This is a genomic window from Lactobacillus sp. CA30L (assembly GCF_059900845.1).
In genome coordinates, this window is the sequence record NZ_JBWXGB010000004.1 from 41,144 (window position 1) to 60,450 (window position 19,307).

A 19,307-nucleotide genomic window follows, 5' to 3' on the forward strand; every position below is an offset into this window, starting at 1 on the left:
CTCGCCACTATTTCAAATAAAGTATTAATTTCTGTAAGTCTTCGTTCTGCAACAAATTATCAACTGCGATAACTTGGCCCTGTGAAACGTGCCCTCTTAGTTGCTTTTCTAACGATCTAGTCGTGATAAACAACTGGTCCGGCGCATCCTTGACAGTAGTCAAAGATACTCGTTTGGCAACAATTTCCTTTTCCGATGTCCTAAGCTCATCATTAAATAAACTGACAGCCATCGTCGTTGATCCAACAGTTTCGGGACCACTTACAAAACTAACTTTATTTATTCTGTCAAAATCAATGTTGCTTAATAGGGCCGAACTGCCGCTAGCAGGCTTTTCTGAATCCCCGTTAGAATCTTCTTTTGAAGGACCATGCTTTAGCATTTGCGCAATTTCGTCATAACGTGGACTGCTCATAAAGTTGCCTACAGAAACATGGACTGCATCGGGAGTCTTCTCGATCGCACGATCGGTTAATTCTTTCTGGGTAACCACTAGCAAGTTTGGTTCTGGCTTTAAATCACGTACAGCCACATTGGTAACTGGAATATCAGTAATACCTTCCTTTTTTAGCTTGTCACGCAATAATGAGGCACCCATTGCTGATGAACCCATCCCGGCGTCACATGCAAAAATGATTTTTTGAATATTGTTTGAAGGCGATACAGTTAAAGTTGAATTATCGTTGACAATTCCCTTAGACTCGTCTTTCATTTGCTGCATTTCGGCTTGTTTGGCTTCTAAATCCCCAGCTAAGGACTTGTCACGCTTCAAAATAATTGCGGAAAGAACAAATGATACAACTGTAGCAACTAAAATACCAGCTAAGTTAGCAATATAGCTACCCTTCGGTGTCATCAGCAGAACTGCAATAATCGATCCGGGAGATGCGGCAGCTTTTAATCCTGCACCAAGTAACTGAAAGGTAAACGTTCCAGCAATACCAGCTAAAATAGCAGGTACAATTAGAAGGGGCTTCATTAAAATATATGGGAAGTAAATCTCATGAATACCACCCAAAAAGTGAATAATTGCTGCACCGGGTGCTGATGACTTGGAACTACCTTTCCCGTAGAGACAAAAGGCAAGCAAGATTCCCAGACCTGGACCAGGATTAGATTCAAGCAGGAATAGGATAGATTTGCCAGCTTGGCCAGCTTGTTGGATACCAAGTGGTACAAGAATACCATTACCAACAGCATTGTTTAAAAATAACACCTTTGCGGGCTCAATGAAAATGTTGGCCAGTGGCAACAAGTGCGCTGAAATAATCCATGATACGCCTTGGGCTGCAATATTGCTGCCCCCAACAACCAGGGGGTTAACGATAAACTGTCCAATAATCGCCAAAATCATGGCAATTATTCCGGCAGAGAAGTTTTGGTAAATCATCTCAAAGCCAGTTCTGATCTTATTTTCAAACAAGCGGTCAAACTGCTTGATGCACCAACCGCCAAGTGGACCCATAATCATTGCTCCAAGAAACATTGGCACATCGGCCCCAACAATCACGCCGATTGTAGCAATTGCACCAACCACGGCGCCGCGTTCATTGTAAACCATGCGGCCACCAACATACCCAATCAGCAGTGGCAATAGGTAGTGCAGCATTGGGTTAATCAATTTAGCAATATGTGCGTTGGGAAACCAACCACCGGGTACCAAGAACAGTGCAGTTACCAGCCCCCACGCAATAATTGCCGAAATGTTCGGCATAATCATACCGGAAAGGGCTGTACCAAAGCGCTGAACCTTAGTCTTCACCGAACTTTTTTTCTTTGTGGGCGTTTGTCCAACAGCCCTACTATTTTGTGACATCGTATTCTCCTTCTCTTTTACTCATCCGTATTTTCATTTTAGGCAATTTCGTATACGCTTACAAGAAAATCTAGTGGCCTTTTTGGCAGACAATCCTCTGCCAAAATTAATTTGTGAAATTTTGTTAGCATAAAACAAGTCACAAGGTCAGCTTGATTTAACCTTGTGGCTTTAATTAATATAGCTTTATACTAATTTTTATTGACAGATATCTTAGTCTAACTTCTATAGACCTCTACTAGTAGAATTTTTGTGCACAATAAAAGAGGCCCTAAGCCCTCTGTACAAATGATCTTTTTACACTACTCTTCAGATTTATTTAGGATTTTGCTTGTGACCTCTCTTTTAAAGGAAGCAATCAGAAAGTACATTGACTACCACAACAATCAAAGAATCAAAAGCAAACTAAAAGGACTAACCCCGATTGAATATCGAAGCTAGTCCTCAGCTAAAATTTATTAAATTGTCCTAATTTTAGGGTACAGTTAGGTTCTGTTATACTCCTATCTGTTTTCTGCTTTATTGATGTTTACACTAGTACAGTTAAAATTTAAACAATTTCCTTATAGTTATTTTAAAATATTACATAAGATTTTTATTAATACAACACTTCGTATTTTTACACATTAACATGATTTTTACGACTAATAATAATTATCCTTTAATACTTATCCAAAAGCTGAAAAGTACAATTTAGCTGCATGTTCCGCGTTAAAGTCAATCATTTTAATTATATCAATTGCAGGTGCAGATTCACCAAAGTGATCATAACCCATTGTTACTCCATTACGTCCAACGTATTTTTGCCAACCAAGTGTTGATCCAAGTTCAATAGACATTCGACAATCAATCTCAGGTGGTAAAATTTTAGCTTGGTATTCATCAGATTGTCGAGCAAACAGTTCCCAGGAAGGCATTGATACAACTCGGACAAAAATTTGCTTTTGTGCCAAAATTTCTTGCGTTTTGATCGCAAGGGCTACTTCCGAACCAGTCGCAATAATAATCCCTGTTGGTTTATTATTTACTGCTTCTGAAATAATATATGCGCCTTTTTGGGCTTGAAGTCGATCACTACCAGCTAATTGTGGCACTGCTTGACGATTTAAAATTATCGCAGTTGGTGTATCAGTAGCGTCTAAAGCCAATTGCCAAGCCGCTTTTACTTCTTCATTATCCGCTGCTCTAAATACATTGATATTTGGCATCGCTCTTAAAGACATCAACTGTTCAATTGGCTGATGAGTTGGACCATCTTGACCAACATATAAACTATCATGCGTAAAGACAAAAATAGTTGGAATTTCCATAATTGCGGCTTGGCGAATTGCATTCCTCATATAATCAGAAAAGACTAAGAAAGTTCCGGTATATCCTCGTAATCCACCATGTAAAGTGATTCCATTAGCAATTGCTGCCATTCCAAATTCTCTAATCCCAAAATAAATATTTGGCCCACAATAGCGATGCTTGGACATAAAGAATTTATCGTTAATCGTGGTCTTGTTAGAAGTACCTAAGTCACCACTTCCACCAACTAAAACTGGTACTTGGGGATAAATTGCATTTAAAATTTGCCCTGAAGCAGCTCTAGTTGCCATTTTCCCTTCAATCTTTAGCGATCCAAAATCGGGTTGAGGCAGTTCATTTTTAATAATATTGCTCAATTGCTTTGCCAATTCAGGGAATCTGTGTTGATATTTTTTAAATAAATTTAACCAATTCTTTTCGGCTTCAAAACCTCTATCTCCGACATCATCAAACCATTTTGCAACATCTTCTGGCACATAGAAAGGCTCTTGATTAGAAAAACCAAATTGCTTTTTCATGTACTGTGCTTCTTCATCAGAAACAGGATCGCTATGAATTGCACTAGTACCTGCTAAATGTGAACCATAGCCAATGATAGTATTAACTTTGATTAAGGTTGGTCGATCTGAACACCGTTTGGCTTGAGCAATTGCAGCTTTGATTTCACTAAAACAGTTGCCATCATGTACTTCTATTGTATTCCAACCCATCGCTTTAAATTTCTGCAACTCATCTTCAGTATTAGAGGCAGATAATTCTGCATCAGACGTAACTTGATTTGCATCCCATAATACAATTAATTTATTTAATCCTAAATTACCAGCAATTGAAGCAGCTTCTTGGCAAACCCCTTCCTCGAAATCACCATCTCCAGAAATTACGTAAGTATAGTGATTAACAATTGGAAATTGTGGTTTATTAAAACGATCAGCCAAATGTGCTTCTGCCATTGCCATGCCAACACCCATTGCAAATCCCTGTCCTAAAGGACCCGTACTAGCATCAACACCAACTGTTTTCTTATATTCAGGATGTCCAGGAGTAATACTATTTAACTGCCGAAATTGTTTGATATCTTCAATAGTTAAAGGAAAGCCGCTTAGATGTAATAAGGCATACAGAAGCATGGAACCATGACCTGCACTTAAAACAAACCGATCCCGATCAAACCATGTCGGATCATCAGGATTAACTGATAAATAATAACGCCATAAAATGTATCCCATCGGGGCTGCCCCTAAAGGCATACCTAAATGTCCGTGATGAGCAGTTTGAACTGCATCAAGTGTTAAATTTCTAATTGTATTGACTGATAATTGATCTAATTTTTGTTCCATTATCAATAGCTCCTTTGTTACTATAAAATGCTATGAATTAACTGACCAATAAACTTAATGATTAAGGCAACTGCATTGAAATCTGTTTCTGGAAAAGCCGTTCCTGTCAATCCAATTGACGAAAGAACCGGATAAACCAACGATGGACCGACAGCAATTAAAATGCCGACAATAAACGAACCAACAATACAACCTTTCCATCCGCCAGTTGCATTACCGAATACTCCGGCAGTTGCCCCAATAAAGAAATATGGAACAGCGACTGGAATAATTACAGGCATTTTGAAGAATGCGAAGACAAACATCATTACCAATCCAGCTAAATATGCCGAAACAAAACCAATTACTGTTGCCGTCGGTGCATAAGGAAAGACAACTGGAACATCGAGAGCGGGTTTAGCATTGGGAATTAATTTCTCTGAAATTCCCACAAACGCACCCACAATTTCACCTAATAATAGACGAACGCCGGTAATGATAACGTATAAGGCAGCTGAAAATTGTAAGCCTTGTAGTAAGGGATAAATTAACCAGTTAACTCCCTTTGAAAGCTGTTCAACTTGTGCTTTGCCAGCAAACAAAGCAGCAATGTAATAAAAGATAACCATCGTAATTGAAACGCCAATGACATAATCTTTAAAGATGCTAAGCCAGCCTGGTAACTTCAGCTTCTCAGTACTATCTTTGGGATTGCCAACTTTACCGCCAACCCAACTAGAAAGGGCATATCCAATTGAAACATAATGAGCTAAAGCAATATCGTCCCCACCTGTCACCTTACGCATTCCTGGTTGAGCAATTGCTGGCATGGCCGCTGACATAAATCCAACGATAATACCACCGATGATGATAATAGCAGTGTTGTTCAAGCCAACCGATTTCAGCATAATAGTCGAAAGCGCTGATAAATATAAATTGTGTTGTCCAGTTAAGAAAATGAATTTCATTGGAGTAAGCCGAGCCACAATTAAATTAACAACAAATCCTAAGGTCATAACTAAAGCCACTACAGTGCCAAATCTTTGTTGAGCAAGAGCAGTTACTGCTTCAGCCAAAGGCAGAACACCTTGTAAGTGAAAGCCTTTGGCAAACAAAGCTTGAAAATCATTCAAAGCTACAGTTGCTGCAGCGCTCCCAATACTAAATACTAAGAATCCAACAATAGTTTTCAAGGTTCCATTAATTACTTTGGTAGGACTTTCCTTTTGGAGAACTAAACCAACAAAAGAGATTAATCCTATCATAATTGAAGCTGTACTTAATAAATCAACGATTAAAGATAGAATTCCATTCATTATTCATTACACTCCTTTACAAAATCAAGATGTCAGGTCTTGTTGGTCTAAAAAACTTTGCAGCTTCATTTTGATTTCTTCTTTATCGGTTAAGTCTTTAATTCCAATGGCTTGACGGACTTCACCTTTCACATCAGGTACTAAATCTTCCATGGTAATTAATAAATCTGGATCGATTCCCTTTGCAGAATCAATCACATCGTGTGAAACTTCAAACGGAAAATTATTTTCCTTGACTACTTGATTAACTTTAATCTTTAACATCATGGAAGAGCCCATCCCAGTGCGACAAGCGACTAAAATAGAAAATTTCTTACTCATTTTCTTTATACCTCGATTCAAATTCTTTAATTAATGAATAAACTTCAGCTTGATTAACTGCTTGACCCAATTGCACTAGAAATTTTTGATCGCTAATAAAATTTACTAATTCTGACATTGCTTTTAAATGTGATTTATTATCAATTGCACATAATGCAAAAACAAATTTAACTGGATCATTACTGTGATTCCCAAAATTAATCGGATTTTTTAGAGTTGCTACTGTAATACCAATTTTTTTAGCTCCCTGTTCTGGTCGGGCGTGGGGTAGAGCCACTCCTTTACTAATGACGATATACGGACCGGCTTCCTCAGTAGTTTTAATCATTCCTCTCACATACTCTTTAGTAGCATAACCATGTTGAATTAAGGGCTCTGCACTTTTGATAATCGCATCCTGCCAGTTGGTAGCTTCAATATTAAGTCTGATTAAAGACTCATTAGTAACTTCACTTAACATTTTTTCACTTCCTTTATTAAAATAATTATGAGCTATAGTATTTTCAATTCTTTTCTTATCTTGCTGGTTAAGCAATGCGCCAACTACAACGATTGGTATCTCAAAAGTTTTACTTAAAGAAATCGTTGAAACAATCAAATCAATTGGTGCATTCTTGATAATTTGCTGATGAAGGGTACTGATAGAAGCATCACCAACTACAACAATATTATTAAAGTAAGCCTGAATCTTAGCTTTAATTAATTGAGACGTTGCAACACCGGTAGTACAAACCACTAAGACTCGAACATACTTACGATTTTGCTCTAGGTAACGGGCAAAATAGAGAGTAATAAATCCACTTTCATCAGCAGAAATTGCTGGTAAATTGTACTTGTTAGCAACTTTATTAGAAACTTTCTCAATCGCATGAAACAACTGAAAATATTCTCTCTTTATCTCTGGCAAGAGCACATTATTTAAATTGATTTTATTATAAAGACGATTAATCATTGGCCGTATGTGATTTTGAAGATCTTTTTTGAATCCTTGATCAATTTTTTCGATTTTTAATTCAGCGACGACGTTTTCAAGGTAAAAATCAGTTACTTCTTGCACTATGTGATTTTGAAATCCCACGTTTTCAATTTTGTCCATAACATTTAAACGTGATGATAAAAGATATTGAAGAAAAAAATATACTTCATTTGACTCCAATTTAGTGCTTAAAAATCCTTCAACATGTTTAACAACTTGGCTTGCAATCGAATATAATCGTTTATTTTGCTTAATTATCAATTTGTCATCAGCTGTGAGCTTAGTTAAAATTGGATGATTAGGTGCATTTTTTTGATATCTAGTAAGCAAGATATACAAATGCGATATTATATTTACATTATATGGGTAAGTAATTTCACTCTTGAGTCTTGTATTGATAAAATCCAGTTGTTTTAAGCAAAAATTGATTAGAAAAGAGTCAATTCCATGACTTATAGACAAAGAAAAATCCGGAAAATTTTGTTTAACCAGTAGGTCTTGAAGAGCACGACGAATATTTACTTCCGTTCCATTAACTCTTACTCGATAATCCTTTCTTTTGAGAATAAGCGAATATGAATTCAAAAAATTTCGAATTGATTTTAAATCTTCATTAACAATCGTCTTGCTCAAATAATATTGATTAAATAATGTATCAATTCGTAAAGCTCGAGGGGCAGAAATCAATAATTGTATTATAATCGATTGCCAACGATTTTGGGGTGACTGACTGCCAATATAGCGCTGTTTATGCACTTCTTTGAGATAATTATCATAATTAATTTTCATTCCCCTTCCTTTCTTACTAATAATTAAATCGCCAGATGGCATACCAGCATTAAGATGTTTAATAGCACGATAAACTGTCTTCGTCGAAAGCAGAAGTTGATTAGCAATTTCTTTCGCCGTAACAAAAGAGTTGGTAGTAAGTAAAAAATTTATGATTTCTTTTTCAGCTTCAGTCAACATTTACTTGGCATCTCCCCCCGTAAATAATTATAAGATCTAAAGCAGGAAAACGTTTCCAGCATTATGTCCATTGCATTAGCCAATTCTGTACTCTACAACCCAAATATAAATTTTCTCAATCGAAAAAAGGAGAGAAACCTTCTTGGATTCTCTCCTAACTTAGTATTTTGGCAATTAATCTACATCAATAGTTTTGTAATTTATAATTGCTTTATTTGATAGCTATTAAATTTTGGTAAATTGTAAAATGAAGTTGAATAGTTCCTTGTTTTAGAAAATCAAAAAGTCCAGTGGGCTTCTTTAATAGAATGTAATTACACAGCAATTTTAGAAAGAAGTTTCCAATGAACTCACTTGATTCTACCATATCTAGTCACACAAAGGTCAACAGCTTGCTTTAACTGACCGCATCTTGATTCAAATCATGCACAGTTAGGACAGACCATTAAGAACTGGAATCTAGAGCAAATCTTTGGCATTGCGGAATTGTGCAATAACCTGCCGCACAAGATTCTGACCTACCACACCTCTGATGAATTTTATATAAAAAAGATTAGACTGCATATAAATTCATCAGTAGTTGCTTAGAATCAGGGCTTATACTAAAAATTTCAGTTAGCTCAAACTCACTATAGGTTGCTTCACTTAAATAAAGATTGATTTTTTTCTTGTCAAAAATTTTACCTTCATCAACCAAACTATCTAATTAATCTTCTATCATCCCCCATTCACCACATCCCTGATCCCGGAATCAGGGGACTTGGCATAGTCCAGGCCGTGAATGCAAACTAGTGGAATGTTGACGCCGCGCTGGCCCATTACAAGGCCAGCACTAGCAGCCAGCAAGTCGCAGAGCGTCTCAGACGTGTGCGCCTCCTCATTTACCCGCAGGCCGCTGAGGCCATAAAAGCCGACCGCAACTTGCGTGACACCCTTTTTGTCAACCCGGCCATCGCTGTCGGTAATGATGACGCTGGTGCGCACGCCCAATTCAGCCAGCACGGCAGCACTAATTCTGCGTGCACTCTGGTCGCAATCGTGCGGCAGGGTAATTGCGGTACTGCTCCCGCCCTTGTCAACCCCGCCACTGGTCAAAAACAAACCGCTCGGCAGCCAGGCACCAATGTAATCGCCCGCTACTTCAAGTGCGCTGCCGTCCGGAGCCCCCGTTTGATCGATTATCACCTGGATCAGCCCGGCATCCTTGCGTGGAATTTGCGCGTGGATTTTTTGTGCCAAAGGGGACGGTGTTACACGATCGAGATTAAGCACATTTCCCTCCGCAATGGAACAAATCTTTGAGGCTACGCAAAGAATATCCCCGTCTGCAACGGGAAATTTTTCTTTTCTAATAGTATTTACAAGCAGCTGCGGCAGATCGCATGGTCCCGTAATTTGCGGAACATTGTGCAGGCCATCAATTTTAATCATTTATTTGCTCCCAACCAGACTTTACATCTTTCAAAAAAACTTGCTAGCTAAATTATAAAAGCAATTCCCCAAATACTCCATATTGCGTGAAGAGATTTTGCACAACTATTGAGCATTTTCACCTTCCCAACCTTTTTTTACTAAAAATCATTATTGACAAAACAAATAACCATGGTATTCTTAATTTAATTAGCCGGCTAACTAAATTGAAACGGGAAGGAGAATAGAGAAGAAACTTGAGCAATTTTGATTTTTGGGACAGACCTGATCACGAAAATATTTTAGAAGTGATCAAAAGCACTAATATCGCCATTGATCCTCGTACCGTTCAGCTGTACCTGGAATTTCAACGGACTTACCGGGAGATTGAGCGGTCTTATGACACTTTATTTAAAACATTTGGTTTGAGTGAGGCCCGCTTTGTCATCTTGATGTATCTGTATCATGAACCCCACCATTGCCTGCTGCCCTCGGAAATAGCGGCTAAAACGAATTCTACGCGGGCAACTGTTAGCAAATTAACCGCTAAAATGATCGATCAGGGGCTGGTGGCCAAGTCTGCTTCAACTAAAGACAAGCGTGCATCATACGTCAATTTGACCGCCAGGGGCATAAACGTTCTGCAATCTTTTTTGCCCTACAATTACCAAGCTGTAAAAGAAATAATGTCACCGTTATCGTCAAAAGAAGAAAAAGAGCTTTTCAATTTGCTCCAAAAATTAACAATTGGAAAAGACAAATTGGAGCAATGGGAGAAAAAAATTGGATAAAAAAGAATTTTTAGAAACTTATCTGAGCTTATTCATCAGTCATACAGAGCTAATAAACGATCAAAATAACAAATACGTGATTTTAGATGTGCGCAACGCACCAAGTGAAGTGAAAAAGATGCAAATCAAAGGGGCAATTCCCTGCCCCGCAAAGGATATTGCCTCGCACTTAAATACGTTCGATCACGATAAAACTTATGTCGTCTACGACTGGAATTCGGGCACAATTCTAGCAAAGACAGCACTTATGCAGCTTTTAGATGCTGGGTTCAATGCTTACGAACTCGCAGGGGACTTTGAAGGTTGGCAGGGAATGAATCTGCCACTCGAAAAAGCTTATTAGGGCTTTCCGTCAGACTCCCCGGCGAAGCAAATCAAAAAATTAAAGACCAACTAAAAACAGGCCATTTCCAAGTGTTAGGAAATGGCCTGTTATTTAGGATTGGTACCAATGGCACGAGGTACCAGCCAGATGCACTAGTGCTTTTTACAGCTGGTCGATCTGTTCTTCAATGCTCAATACTTCTAAGACATCGGTGGCACACTCGGCACCCTTGTTGCCCGACTTGCCACCGGCGCGGTCGGTGGCCTGCGCCACCGTATCGGTCATAAGCACCCCGAACATCACGGGAACCGGGCCGTTAGCCGAAGCCGCGGCAATTTGGGCCGTCGTCCCCTCGCACACATAGGTAAAGTGGGCCGTTTCGCCGCGAATCACGGCACCCAGGGCAATCACGCCGTCAACCTTGCCGCTGTTGGCCAGGCAGTTGGCCGTGCGTGCAACCTCAAACGCGCCGGGCACGTGAACAACGACGATGTTGTCGTCTGCAACGCCCGACTTTTGCAGCTGGGCTATTGCCCCCGCCAGCAAACGGTCGGTCACGACACCGTTAAACTGGGCGCAGACAATGCCGATTTTCTTGTTCTGGCCCGCAACAATATTTCCGCTAATTTCTTTCATCTTAGTCCACCTCGTTTAAGATATGATTCATGACGTGCTTCTTGGTCGTCAGGTACTTCTTGTTTTCTTCCGTCAGCCCGACCTCAACTGGCAAGCGCTTGATCACCTTGATGCCAAAGCCTTCAAGCTGCTCTACCTTGTCCGGGTTGTTGGTCATCAATTCAACTTCACGCACGCCTTTTTGCCGTAAAACTTCGGCGGCGATGTTGTAGCGACGCGCATCAACGGGCAGTCCCAGGTGCTGGTTGGCCTCGACCGTGTTCATCCCCTCATCTTGCAGCTGGTAGGCGCGCAACTTGTTTTCCAGACCAATGCCACGGCCTTCCTGGCGCAGGTATAAGACCGCGCCGGACCCATTGGCCTCAATCTTGGTCAGTGCCTCGGCCAGCTGGGCACCGCAGTCACAACGCTTAGAACTAAAAACGTCCCCGGTCAAGCACTCGCTGTGCAAGCGGAGCAGGAGCGGTTCATCCGTCTTGACCTTGCCCTTGCTAATGAGCAGAGTTGGTTCTTTCTCCGGGTGTTTCCGGTCGCGGAAGCCTTCCAGGGTAAAGTGGCCGTACTTGGTGGGAAAATCAACCCGGGCAAACGATTCAAGGGCAAGGTCCTTGTTCTCCTGGCGCTTGCGGTATTCAATCAGCTCTTCAATGGTTAGGTACGGGATGTTGAGCCCCTCGGCCAGGGCCTTAAGGTCCTTGCGCCGGGCCATCGTGCCGTCCTTTTTGATGCATTCGCAGATAAAGCCAACAGGGGCTACACCAGCCAGGCGGGCCAGGTCAAGGGCCGCTTCGGTGTGACCCGTGCGTTCCAAGACGCCACCCTCTTTAGCGACCAGCGGAAAGACGTGGCCGGGATGGTAAAAGTTGTCCCACGTGCTGGACGGATCGGCCAGCTTCTTGATCGTCTTGGCCCGGTCATACGCCGAAATACCCGTAGTGGTCTCGGTCGAATCCACGCTCAGGGTAAACGCCGTGCCAAACGTGTCGTTTGAGCCCGTTTCGATTGGCGCCAGCTGCATGCGGTCAGCGTATTCCTTGCTCATCGGTACGCAGAGCAGGCCACGGGCCTTAGAGATCATCATGTTGACCGCCTCCGGCGTCACCTTTTCCGCCAGTCCAATCATATCGCCCTCAGACTCACGCTGGGGTGAATCCGCCACGATTACCAGTCCGCCTGCGCGCATGTGGTCCAAAATTTTGGTCATTTTTTCATTTAATTGATCTTTCATTCTTTTTCTCCGTTAAAATTCCTTTTTCCATGCCTGAATCTGCTTAACTGCATAGCGTCCAATCATGTCCACCTCAATGTTGACCAGGTCATGCAGTTGGTAATGGGCCAGCGTCGTATTCGCAATTGTATAGGGAATCAGGCTGACCCCAAATTCGTCACGAGCCGCCATGGTCACCGTCAGGCTGATGCCGTCAATCGCAATCGAACCCTTTTCAACAATATAGGGATCGTACTTGTGCGGCACCCTGAAGCGCAGTTCCACCGCATTCTCATTTTCGACCCGGTCGATTAATTCCGCCGTCGTATCGACGTGGCCGGCGACAATGTGCCCGTCCAGCTTGCCGTTTAACGAAAGCGCTGGTTCCAAGTTGATCAGACTGCCCGGCGCCAGCTTGCCCAGGTTTGTCCGCCTCATCGTTTCCGGCATCACGTCCACCGTAAATGCGCTTTCCTGCCAGTCAGTGACGGTCAGACAGATGCCGTTAACCGCGATGCTGGCCCCGAGCGGCAAGCTCTCTTGCACCAGCTTGGGTGCACTGATTCCTAGCCGGGCGTGCTCTTCGTTCACATCCAGGCGCGTAATTTTGCCCGTTGTTTGAATAATTCCTGTAAACATTTATTCTCTCCTTGCGCAAATGCGCACATCCTGTCCCAGTGTCTGCACGTCCTGCAGCCGGTAATGCAGCCGTTCGGGCAGTGCCTGGCCCAGAGCCACGGGCAGCGCCGTACCGCCCAAAAGCTGCGGCGCAATGTAAGCCACTACTTCATCAGCCAACCTTGCTGCGATAAACTGGGCCTGCACGTTGCTGCCGCCCTCAACTAAAAGCGACTGCAGGTCATGCTCTGCCAACAGCGCTGCTATTTTAGCGGGCGTCCACTCAGCGGCGGTAAAGCAGCGAATATTATCTGCGTGCCTTGCCGCCAGTTCCGTCGCGCTGAGCAGCCACACTGGGCCTCGTGACGTAAATATTTTCTTTGTAAAATCAAGTCGGTTGGCGTCGCGCGTCAGCACAATTCTGATTGGCGGCTGGGGCAGGCTCTTGATCCTAACCGTCAGAAGCGGATCATCTATCCGCAGCGTGTTGGCCCCCACCAGGATGGCCTGATGACGCAGGCGCAATTTTTGCACGTCATCCTGGGCCGCTTCGCCCGTCAGCAGGGTGCGCCGCGTTCCGGCTTCGTTGAGCTTGCCGTCAAGCGACATTGCGTATTTAAGCGTGACTAGCGGCCTGTGCTGGCGGTAGTAAAAGTTATACGCCTCATTGAGGTGCTCTGTGCCCCCGATGACCGAGGTTTCCACACCGTGCTCATTAAGGTACTTAATGCCCTTGCCGCCCACAACTTCGTGCGGATCCACCTGACCAATGACCACGCGCTTGATGCCGGCCTCCTTCACCTTCTTGCAGCACGGCGGCTGTTTGCCATAGTGGCTGCACGGCTCCAGCGTCACGTAAAGCGTCGCTCCGCGTGCATCCTCAGGCCGCTTGAGGTGCATCAGCGCGTTGACTTCCGCGTGTTCACGCCCGTACTGGTGGTGGTAGCCTGTTGCCAAGACCTGACCGTTTTTGACGATCACCGCACCGACCACGGGGTTGGTCCAGGTCATGCCCCGGGCTTTTACCGCTTCGTCTGCGGCCATCCGCATATAATCCTTATCCTGCAAATTTTCCACTTCCTATGCATAGAAAAACCCCGTTGAACTTAATCAACGGGGCTCTATTTTGTTAACCAAATAAGATTTCAGCGAAGTATCAATAACGACGCGAGTCAAATATCAGTTGTTACTTGTTCTTCTCCCATCCAGACTTTAACTGTCGGTACTAGACTTGCACTAGTTCCACCGCGTAATGCGGGTCACGGACTTCAACGCACGCGTTGTCACCGTCGGTAGGGAATTGCACCCTGCCCCGAAGAAACCGTATTCAATTACATATAGGATAGTATAGATTGCACCGGCCGTCAATAGGAAATTCACGAAAAGCATTCACGCCTTACGATCACGTCAAGCTAAAGCGGTGCTATTTGCCGGCGCAGCATTTGCTTTTCAGCTAGCTTATCCTTTAGCCGGTCAAAACTTCCAGTCCGATAGGTGCAGCGGAATGTTGTTGTTCTTCCCGAAGTATTTTTTGAATGCATTGCCGAAGGGCAGGTTCTCGTTTCCTTCGACGTGGTGGCTATGAACATCATTCAGGGCCAGGCAGGCGGTAACAGCCAGGTTGGTCAATAGGATAATTACAAGTCCGATAAGTGTGTATACAAGATAAAGCATAATTTTACCCTCCCATTAGTAATCTATCAGTTTTATTCTGTACTATTTAACTAATACAGTATTATATTTTAAAAAACTTGTCAATACCGTGGGGGAATTTTTTCTGCTTTTGCGTATGGCAATTATTCTGAGCGGCTCCAAGCGCCCCCACCATACCAGCGCAAAGCAAAAGACCAGTCGCTTTTTTGCCAAGCTCCTGGTCTTTTTCACTTTATCAGTATAAGTATTTTTGAATTGCTCTTTGCGGATCTGCACCCGCGCGAATCGCCAGTTCCAATTCAATTGCCACGTCCGCAATGATCAGCTGCGGATCAATTATGTTGTAGGGGTGGTCGGGCGCCTTTTCCTGGGCCAGCGACAGTTCCGTACATCCCAGCAAAATGACGTTGCAGCCATAGCGGTCGTGCATTAAGCGCAGAATACGGTGGTAGAGGTCCGCATCAACAACGCCCCTCTCCTTAATCTGCCCGTAAATGAGCTCGGTGACCAGCGGCTGAATCTCGGGACCGCCCAGTTCCACGGTGCGCCCCGCCCGCGCAATTTCATTCGCGTACAGGTGGTCGTAAATCGACCCTTCGGTTGCAATCAGGCCAATCTTCTGCTCGTGGGGATAATCTTCCACAAATTTATGCACAGCGATTCGCATCATGTGCAAAAAGGGAATGGTGGTCAGCTTGACCAGGTCATCGTAAAAGTAGTGGGCCGTGTTGCAGGGCATCACAAAGAAATCCGGCCCCAACTGCGCCTGCTGCAAAACATCCGCGCGCAGGTCGTTAAAGAAGTTGGGCTGCGTGTGGTCCTTGATGTAGGCCGTGCGGTCGGGAATCTGCGCGTCGTTTACCAAAATATAGTTCAGGTAATCCTGATCCTTAGTGATTTTTATCCGGTGGTTGAGCAGGTGCACGTAGCTCTCGGTTGCAATGGTGCCCATGCCGCCAATGATACTAAAGAAATTCTTCATTTTCCCGCTTTTCTCGTTCTGCTAACTGTTAAAGTGCTCGTCTTGATCTTCCAGTTCGTTAATTGTCTGCTGGGCCACGGTGATGTCCGAAGCATATGGCGTGTCGACCCCGCGAATCTTCTGAAAACCATCCTCGCCCTTGCCACAAATCAGAACAACGTCACCAGCGGTGGCCATGCCAATGGCTTCACGGATTGCCTTGACGCGGTCTAATTCAATCGTCACGTCGACCTTGGAGTGGTCGATCCCCGCATCGATTTCCTGGGCAATCTTGGCCGGATCCTCAAAGCCCGGGTCATCGGTCGTCAAGAAGGCCTTTGCAGCGTAAGCGTTCAGGCTGCTGCTGAACCCAGAACGCCGGGAGACGCCCTTGTCCCCGGGCGCACCAACAACGACGATGATCTTCGGGTTATCAAATTCACGCTGCATGAAGCTCATGAGTGCCATCATCGAGGCCTCGTTATGGGCGTAATCCACCACAACAAGCCCGTGGTCCTTCGTGACCGCAGTCTGCATCCTGCCGGGTACGGTGACCATGCCCATCCCCGTGGCGGCCGCATCGTGCTCCATGCCGGCCAATCCGGCACCGATCACGGCCGCAGCGCCGTTTGACTCGTTGAAGTCGCCCAGCATTTTCAGCTGGTAGTCCCCGGAAATTTGCAGTTTCTTGGCCTTTTCGCTCACGCACAGCAGCTGAAAGCGTGTCCTGGCCATGTCGTTTTCCAATGATGAATAGCGGAAATCGATCGTTTCCTTTAGGTCCGGCGCGGCAAATTTATCCTCGGCAAACAGGTAGATGCTGTCCGGCGCGGTTGTCGTCGTGGCCGCAGCATAAACCTCACTGAAGTGATCGGTTTGGGCATTAATAATGCACTTGCGGGCATTGACCAGCAGCTGCAATTTGCAATGTAAATAATCAGCAAAGTTGGGGTGTTCGTTCGGGCCGATGTGGTCGGGCGTGATATTAAGGAAGAAACCTAGATCATAGGTCAAACCAAATACCCGGTTCTTTTTGTACGCCTGGCTTGAAACTTCCATTACCAGGTGGGTCATGCCGTTGTCCACCGCGTTGCGCATGTCGCGGAACAGGTCCAGCGACTCGGGCGTCGTCAGGCTGGACTTGAAGGTGTCTTCGGGTGCACGACCAACCACGTTGTTGACCGATGAAAGCAGCGCCGTCCGGCCCCCGTTCAATTGGTCCAGCATTCCCTTCAAGAAGTAGGCCGTCGTGGTTTTGCCCTTCGTGCCCGTTATCCCGATAACGAACAGGTCATCCTGGGGAAAGCGGAAAAAGGCGGCCGACAATAGGGCCATCGCCTTGGAGACATCGCGCACGATCAGCGCGTGCATGCCCTTACCTTCCGGGTAAGGCTGTTCAGCCACGTAGCAGTTGGCCCCGTTGTCCTTGGCCATCGACAGGTAAGTCGGCCTGAAGCCGACACCCTTGCAGAAAAACAGGGTGTTGGTCGCAATATCGCGCGAATCATACGAAACATACTCCATCCTGGTCATAACCGTGTCTTGAACCGCACTCGATTTAAGCAAGTGGTGCTCTTTCAAAATTAAAATACAGGTATTTAAGGAAATACTCATGTTATACCCCTCTATCTTTATCTCAGTCAAAATTATACCACAGCTAGGCCGGAGTTTTCGCATTCTTGGGGTCAAGGGGCAGGGAAATGATAAAACTCGTCTTTTTAGGATTAGACTCACAGCGAATCGTTCCGTTGTGCAGGTCAACGATGCTCTTGGTGATCGACAATCCCAGCCCCGTTCCACCAGTCTTGGTGTTGCGCGAAGACTCAACCCGGTAGAAACGTTCAAAAATCTTCTTCAGCGAAGCGGCCGGAATTGGCTCACCGTCATTTTCTACCCGCAACTCCACCTCGTTGTTGTTCACCAGGTTGGCAACCAGGTTGATCTGCGTCGCACCCGTGCCGTACTTAAGCGCGTTAGTGATCAGGTTGTTATAAACCCGGACCAGCTTCTCCGGATCGGCCTTGATGACCAGGCTCTTGGGCCTGGATTCAACGTTGAAAACAATGCCCTTTTCTTCCGCCTCAAATTCAAAGCCCGCCGCCACCTGTTCCAGCATCGAAAAAATATGTAGGCTGGTCGGATTCAGCGTGGTATCGGTCGACTTCAGCGTGGTGTATTCAAGCAGGTCGTGGGCCAAAGACTTCATCTGCTCGGCCTTCATGTAGGCAATGTTGAGGTAGCGCAGCTGATCTTCCGGTTTGGCTACACCCGACTTTAGCAGCCCCAAATAACCGATGATTGAGGTCAGCGGCGTGCGAATGTCATGGGAGACGTTGCTTATGAGCTCATCCTTGGACTTTTCGATTGCCTTCTCCTCGTTGATTGCATTGACGGTGCTGCCCACGAGCGAATTAATCGAATCGATTACCTTTTGCAGGTCGGTCTTCACCTTAAAGGAAATCTTGTGGTCGAAGTGACCCTGGGCAATGTAGTGCAGTTCGGAAATAACGTGCCGCAGCTGCATCTGGTGGTAGCGCCGCATCAGGCGCCAGTAGAGCACCAGCAGATCGCCAAAGCCCATCATGATCAAAAAAGTGTTCTGCCACGACCACAGGTGGCGGCCCCCAGCAAACGTAATGGTCTTCTTCAAAAAGTAGATGCCGTTGACCAGATTTTTGTTCTGCAGGATCGTTAGGTTGATCAGAATGACAAGCGACAGGTTGAGCAAAAGCAAGAGGACGACCGTGATCACGCCTTCCGCAAACAGCTCACTCTTCTCCGCTGCCGTCAGCCTGACGCGTTCTTTTTTCATTCTAGGCCTCTACCTTGTAGCCGACGCCCCAGACGGTCTGGATAACATCCTCGCCGCCCGTCGCCTTCTGGATCTTGTCACGCAGGTGGGAGACGTGCACCATGACCGTCTTGGCCGAAATAATTGATTCCTGCTGCCAAACTCGTTCAAAAATTTCATCAGCAGAGAAAACGCGATTCGGGTGGCTGGCGAGCAGGTAAAGAATGCCAAATTCAAGCGCGGTCAGCTGGATATCCTTGCCATCAATCGTCTTAACCACATGCGAATCACGGTTGATGATCAGCGGTCCCACCTCCAGCACATCAGGCTCATCGTCCTTGACCTGTTTCTGGCTGCGCCGGAGTAGCGAACGCACGCGTGCCATTACCTCGAGCGGATTAAACGGCTTCGAGACGTAATCATCAGCACCGGTAATCAGGCCCTTGATCTTGTCCATGTCACCCGTCTTAGCCGAAACAATAATAATCGGAATATCCGAATCCTTGCGCACTTCTTTGATGACGTCGATCCCGCTCATGTTCGGCATCATCACGTCCAGAATCATCAAAGCAATGTTGGGCGTCGTCGTCAGCTTAGTGATTGCTTCCTTGCCGCTGTATGCAGCAACCGGAGTGTAGCCCTCATTTTTAAGGTAGATGCTCAATAATTCAACAATTTCCTTGTCATCATCAACAACTAAAATTTTCATCGGGTTAATTCCTTCTCTTTATTCATTACTCATCTGCGATTATATTATGCTATTTATAGTGTAGCAGAGTTTGCGCCTAATATTTTAGTCAATTTTAGCTTAATCACCTAATATTCAGGCAGATCTTTATCTTTTTATTAAAAAAGCGGCCCGCTGCAGCTCCAGGTCAGGCAGAATTGGA

The 19,307-nt window shown here is 44.8% G+C and carries 17 protein-coding genes, 1 pseudogene and 1 riboswitch; of the genes and pseudogenes, 3 read left to right on the forward strand and 15 right to left on the reverse strand.

Translation table 11 applies throughout. The features are described from left to right. Nucleotides 1-7: 7 nt before the first annotated feature. Complete coding sequence (locus tag AC2JF8_RS05550) at nt 8-1,816, reverse strand: PTS mannitol transporter subunit IIBC (protein WP_500761853.1); 1,809 nt, start codon at nt 1,814-1,816, stop codon at nt 8-10. 345 nt (nt 1,817-2,161) lie between these two features. On the opposite strand from AC2JF8_RS05550, the pseudogene AC2JF8_RS05555 reads away from it, so the two are divergent. Then, nucleotides 2,162-2,257, forward strand: a pseudogene (locus AC2JF8_RS05555) (IS3 family transposase); the annotation flags it as partial. 227 nt (nt 2,258-2,484) lie between these two features. Here AC2JF8_RS05555 and tkt read toward each other — a convergent pair. The 5 genes from tkt to AC2JF8_RS05580 all read right to left on the reverse strand — a co-directional run bounded on the left by tkt (nt 2,485) and on the right by AC2JF8_RS05580 (nt 9,456). After that, nucleotides 2,485-4,464, reverse strand: coding sequence for a transketolase (tkt, locus tag AC2JF8_RS05560; RefSeq protein ID WP_500761855.1), 1,980 nt, complete (start codon nt 4,462-4,464; stop codon nt 2,485-2,487). A gap of 20 nt (nt 4,465-4,484) precedes the next feature. Beyond that, complete coding sequence (gene ulaA, locus AC2JF8_RS05565) at nt 4,485-5,759, reverse strand: PTS ascorbate transporter subunit IIC (RefSeq protein WP_500761857.1); 1,275 nt, start codon at nt 5,757-5,759, stop codon at nt 4,485-4,487. Nucleotides 5,760-5,783: 24 nt separating this feature from the next. Continuing rightward, entirely contained in the window at nt 5,784-6,080 is a 297-nt protein-coding gene (locus tag AC2JF8_RS05570) for a PTS sugar transporter subunit IIB (RefSeq protein ID WP_500761859.1), read from the reverse strand. Further along, nucleotides 6,073-8,025: a BglG family transcription antiterminator gene (locus AC2JF8_RS05575; RefSeq protein ID WP_500761861.1), complete on the reverse strand. Its 1,953-nt coding sequence runs from the start codon at nt 8,023-8,025 to the stop codon at nt 6,073-6,075. The genes AC2JF8_RS05570 and AC2JF8_RS05575 overlap by 8 nt, the downstream gene beginning before the upstream one ends. 717 nt (nt 8,026-8,742) lie before the next feature. Further along, the gene (locus AC2JF8_RS05580) at nt 8,743-9,456 is read right to left on the reverse strand and encodes a coenzyme F420-0:L-glutamate ligase (RefSeq protein WP_500761863.1); all 714 of its coding nucleotides are present in this window, start codon (nt 9,454-9,456) and stop codon (nt 8,743-8,745) included. 236 nt (nt 9,457-9,692) lie between these two features. Here AC2JF8_RS05580 and AC2JF8_RS05585 point away from each other — a divergent pair, with 236 nt between their 5' ends. Together AC2JF8_RS05585 and AC2JF8_RS05590 are read left to right on the forward strand one after the other, a co-directional pair. Further along, entirely contained in the window at nt 9,693-10,226 is a 534-nt protein-coding gene (locus tag AC2JF8_RS05585) for a MarR family winged helix-turn-helix transcriptional regulator (RefSeq protein WP_500761865.1), read from the forward strand. Further along, entirely contained in the window at nt 10,219-10,569 is a 351-nt protein-coding gene (locus tag AC2JF8_RS05590; RefSeq protein WP_500761867.1) for a rhodanese-like domain-containing protein, read from the forward strand. Before AC2JF8_RS05585 ends, AC2JF8_RS05590 begins: the two co-directional genes overlap by 8 nt. A 144-nt stretch (nt 10,570-10,713) precedes the next feature. On the opposite strand, the gene ribH is transcribed toward AC2JF8_RS05590, so the two are convergent. The 9 genes from ribH to croR form a co-directional block, all read right to left on the reverse strand. Beyond that, entirely contained in the window at nt 10,714-11,187 is a 474-nt protein-coding gene (gene ribH / locus AC2JF8_RS05595) for a 6,7-dimethyl-8-ribityllumazine synthase (protein WP_500761869.1), read from the reverse strand. A 1-nt stretch (nt 11,188) separates the two neighbouring features. Continuing rightward, on the reverse strand, nt 11,189-12,415 hold the full coding sequence (gene ribA / locus AC2JF8_RS05600) for a GTP cyclohydrolase II (RefSeq protein ID WP_500761871.1): 1,227 nt from the start codon (nt 12,413-12,415) through the stop codon (nt 11,189-11,191). A gap of 12 nt (nt 12,416-12,427) precedes the next feature. Then, the gene (locus AC2JF8_RS05605; protein WP_500761873.1) at nt 12,428-13,033 is read right to left on the reverse strand and encodes a riboflavin synthase; all 606 of its coding nucleotides are present in this window, start codon (nt 13,031-13,033) and stop codon (nt 12,428-12,430) included. After that, nucleotides 13,034-14,089 (reverse strand): bifunctional diaminohydroxyphosphoribosylaminopyrimidine deaminase/5-amino-6-(5-phosphoribosylamino)uracil reductase RibD, encoded by a 1,056-nt coding sequence (ribD, locus tag AC2JF8_RS05610; protein ID WP_500761875.1) that lies wholly within the window; start codon nt 14,087-14,089, stop codon nt 13,034-13,036. Nucleotides 14,090-14,201: 112 nt separating this feature from the next. After that, nucleotides 14,202-14,336: riboswitch (FMN riboswitch) on the reverse strand. 149 nt (nt 14,337-14,485) lie between these two features. Then, complete coding sequence (locus AC2JF8_RS05615) at nt 14,486-14,686, reverse strand: hypothetical protein (RefSeq protein WP_500761877.1); 201 nt, start codon at nt 14,684-14,686, stop codon at nt 14,486-14,488. Between the two features lie 214 nt (nt 14,687-14,900). Then, the gene (locus AC2JF8_RS05620; protein ID WP_500761878.1) at nt 14,901-15,647 is read right to left on the reverse strand and encodes an aspartate/glutamate racemase family protein; all 747 of its coding nucleotides are present in this window, start codon (nt 15,645-15,647) and stop codon (nt 14,901-14,903) included. Between the two features lie 21 nt (nt 15,648-15,668). Beyond that, nucleotides 15,669-17,240, reverse strand: a complete 1,572-nt coding sequence (locus AC2JF8_RS05625; protein ID WP_500761880.1) for a UDP-N-acetylmuramoyl-L-alanyl-D-glutamate--2,6-diaminopimelate ligase — start codon at nt 17,238-17,240, stop codon at nt 15,669-15,671. A gap of 43 nt (nt 17,241-17,283) precedes the next feature. Continuing rightward, entirely contained in the window at nt 17,284-18,438 is a 1,155-nt protein-coding gene (locus tag AC2JF8_RS05630; protein WP_500761882.1) for a sensor histidine kinase, read from the reverse strand. 1 nt (nt 18,439) lies between these two features. Beyond that, nucleotides 18,440-19,126, reverse strand: a complete 687-nt coding sequence (gene croR, locus AC2JF8_RS05635; protein WP_500761884.1) for a response regulator transcription factor CroR — start codon at nt 19,124-19,126, stop codon at nt 18,440-18,442. Nucleotides 19,127-19,307: the final 181 nt, after the last annotated feature.

Coding starts and splice junctions, on each gene's coding strand:
- AC2JF8_RS05550 (WP_500761853.1), bottom strand. CDS start 1,816: ATGTCACAAAATAGTAGGGCTGTTGGACAAACGCCCACAAAGAAAAAA.
- tkt (WP_500761855.1), bottom strand. CDS start 4,464: ATGGAACAAAAATTAGATCAATTATCAGTCAATACAATTAGAAATTTA.
- ulaA (WP_500761857.1), bottom strand. CDS start 5,759: ATGAATGGAATTCTATCTTTAATCGTTGATTTATTAAGTACAGCTTCA.
- AC2JF8_RS05570 (WP_500761859.1), bottom strand. CDS start 6,080: ATGAGTAAGAAATTTTCTATTTTAGTCGCTTGTCGCACTGGGATGGGC.
- AC2JF8_RS05575 (WP_500761861.1), bottom strand. CDS start 8,025: ATGTTGACTGAAGCTGAAAAAGAAATCATAAATTTTTTACTTACTACC.
- AC2JF8_RS05580 (WP_500761863.1), bottom strand. CDS start 9,456: ATGATTAAAATTGATGGCCTGCACAATGTTCCGCAAATTACGGGACCA.
- ribH (WP_500761869.1), bottom strand. CDS start 11,187: ATGAAAGAAATTAGCGGAAATATTGTTGCGGGCCAGAACAAGAAAATC.
- ribA (WP_500761871.1), bottom strand. CDS start 12,415: ATGAAAGATCAATTAAATGAAAAAATGACCAAAATTTTGGACCACATG.
- AC2JF8_RS05605 (WP_500761873.1), bottom strand. CDS start 13,033: ATGTTTACAGGAATTATTCAAACAACGGGCAAAATTACGCGCCTGGAT.
- AC2JF8_RS05615 (WP_500761877.1), bottom strand. CDS start 14,686: ATGCTTTATCTTGTATACACACTTATCGGACTTGTAATTATCCTATTG.
- AC2JF8_RS05620 (WP_500761878.1), bottom strand. CDS start 15,647: ATGAAGAATTTCTTTAGTATCATTGGCGGCATGGGCACCATTGCAACC.
- AC2JF8_RS05625 (WP_500761880.1), bottom strand. CDS start 17,240: ATGAGTATTTCCTTAAATACCTGTATTTTAATTTTGAAAGAGCACCAC.
- AC2JF8_RS05630 (WP_500761882.1), bottom strand. CDS start 18,438: ATGAAAAAAGAACGCGTCAGGCTGACGGCAGCGGAGAAGAGTGAGCTG.
- croR (WP_500761884.1), bottom strand. CDS start 19,126: ATGAAAATTTTAGTTGTTGATGATGACAAGGAAATTGTTGAATTATTG.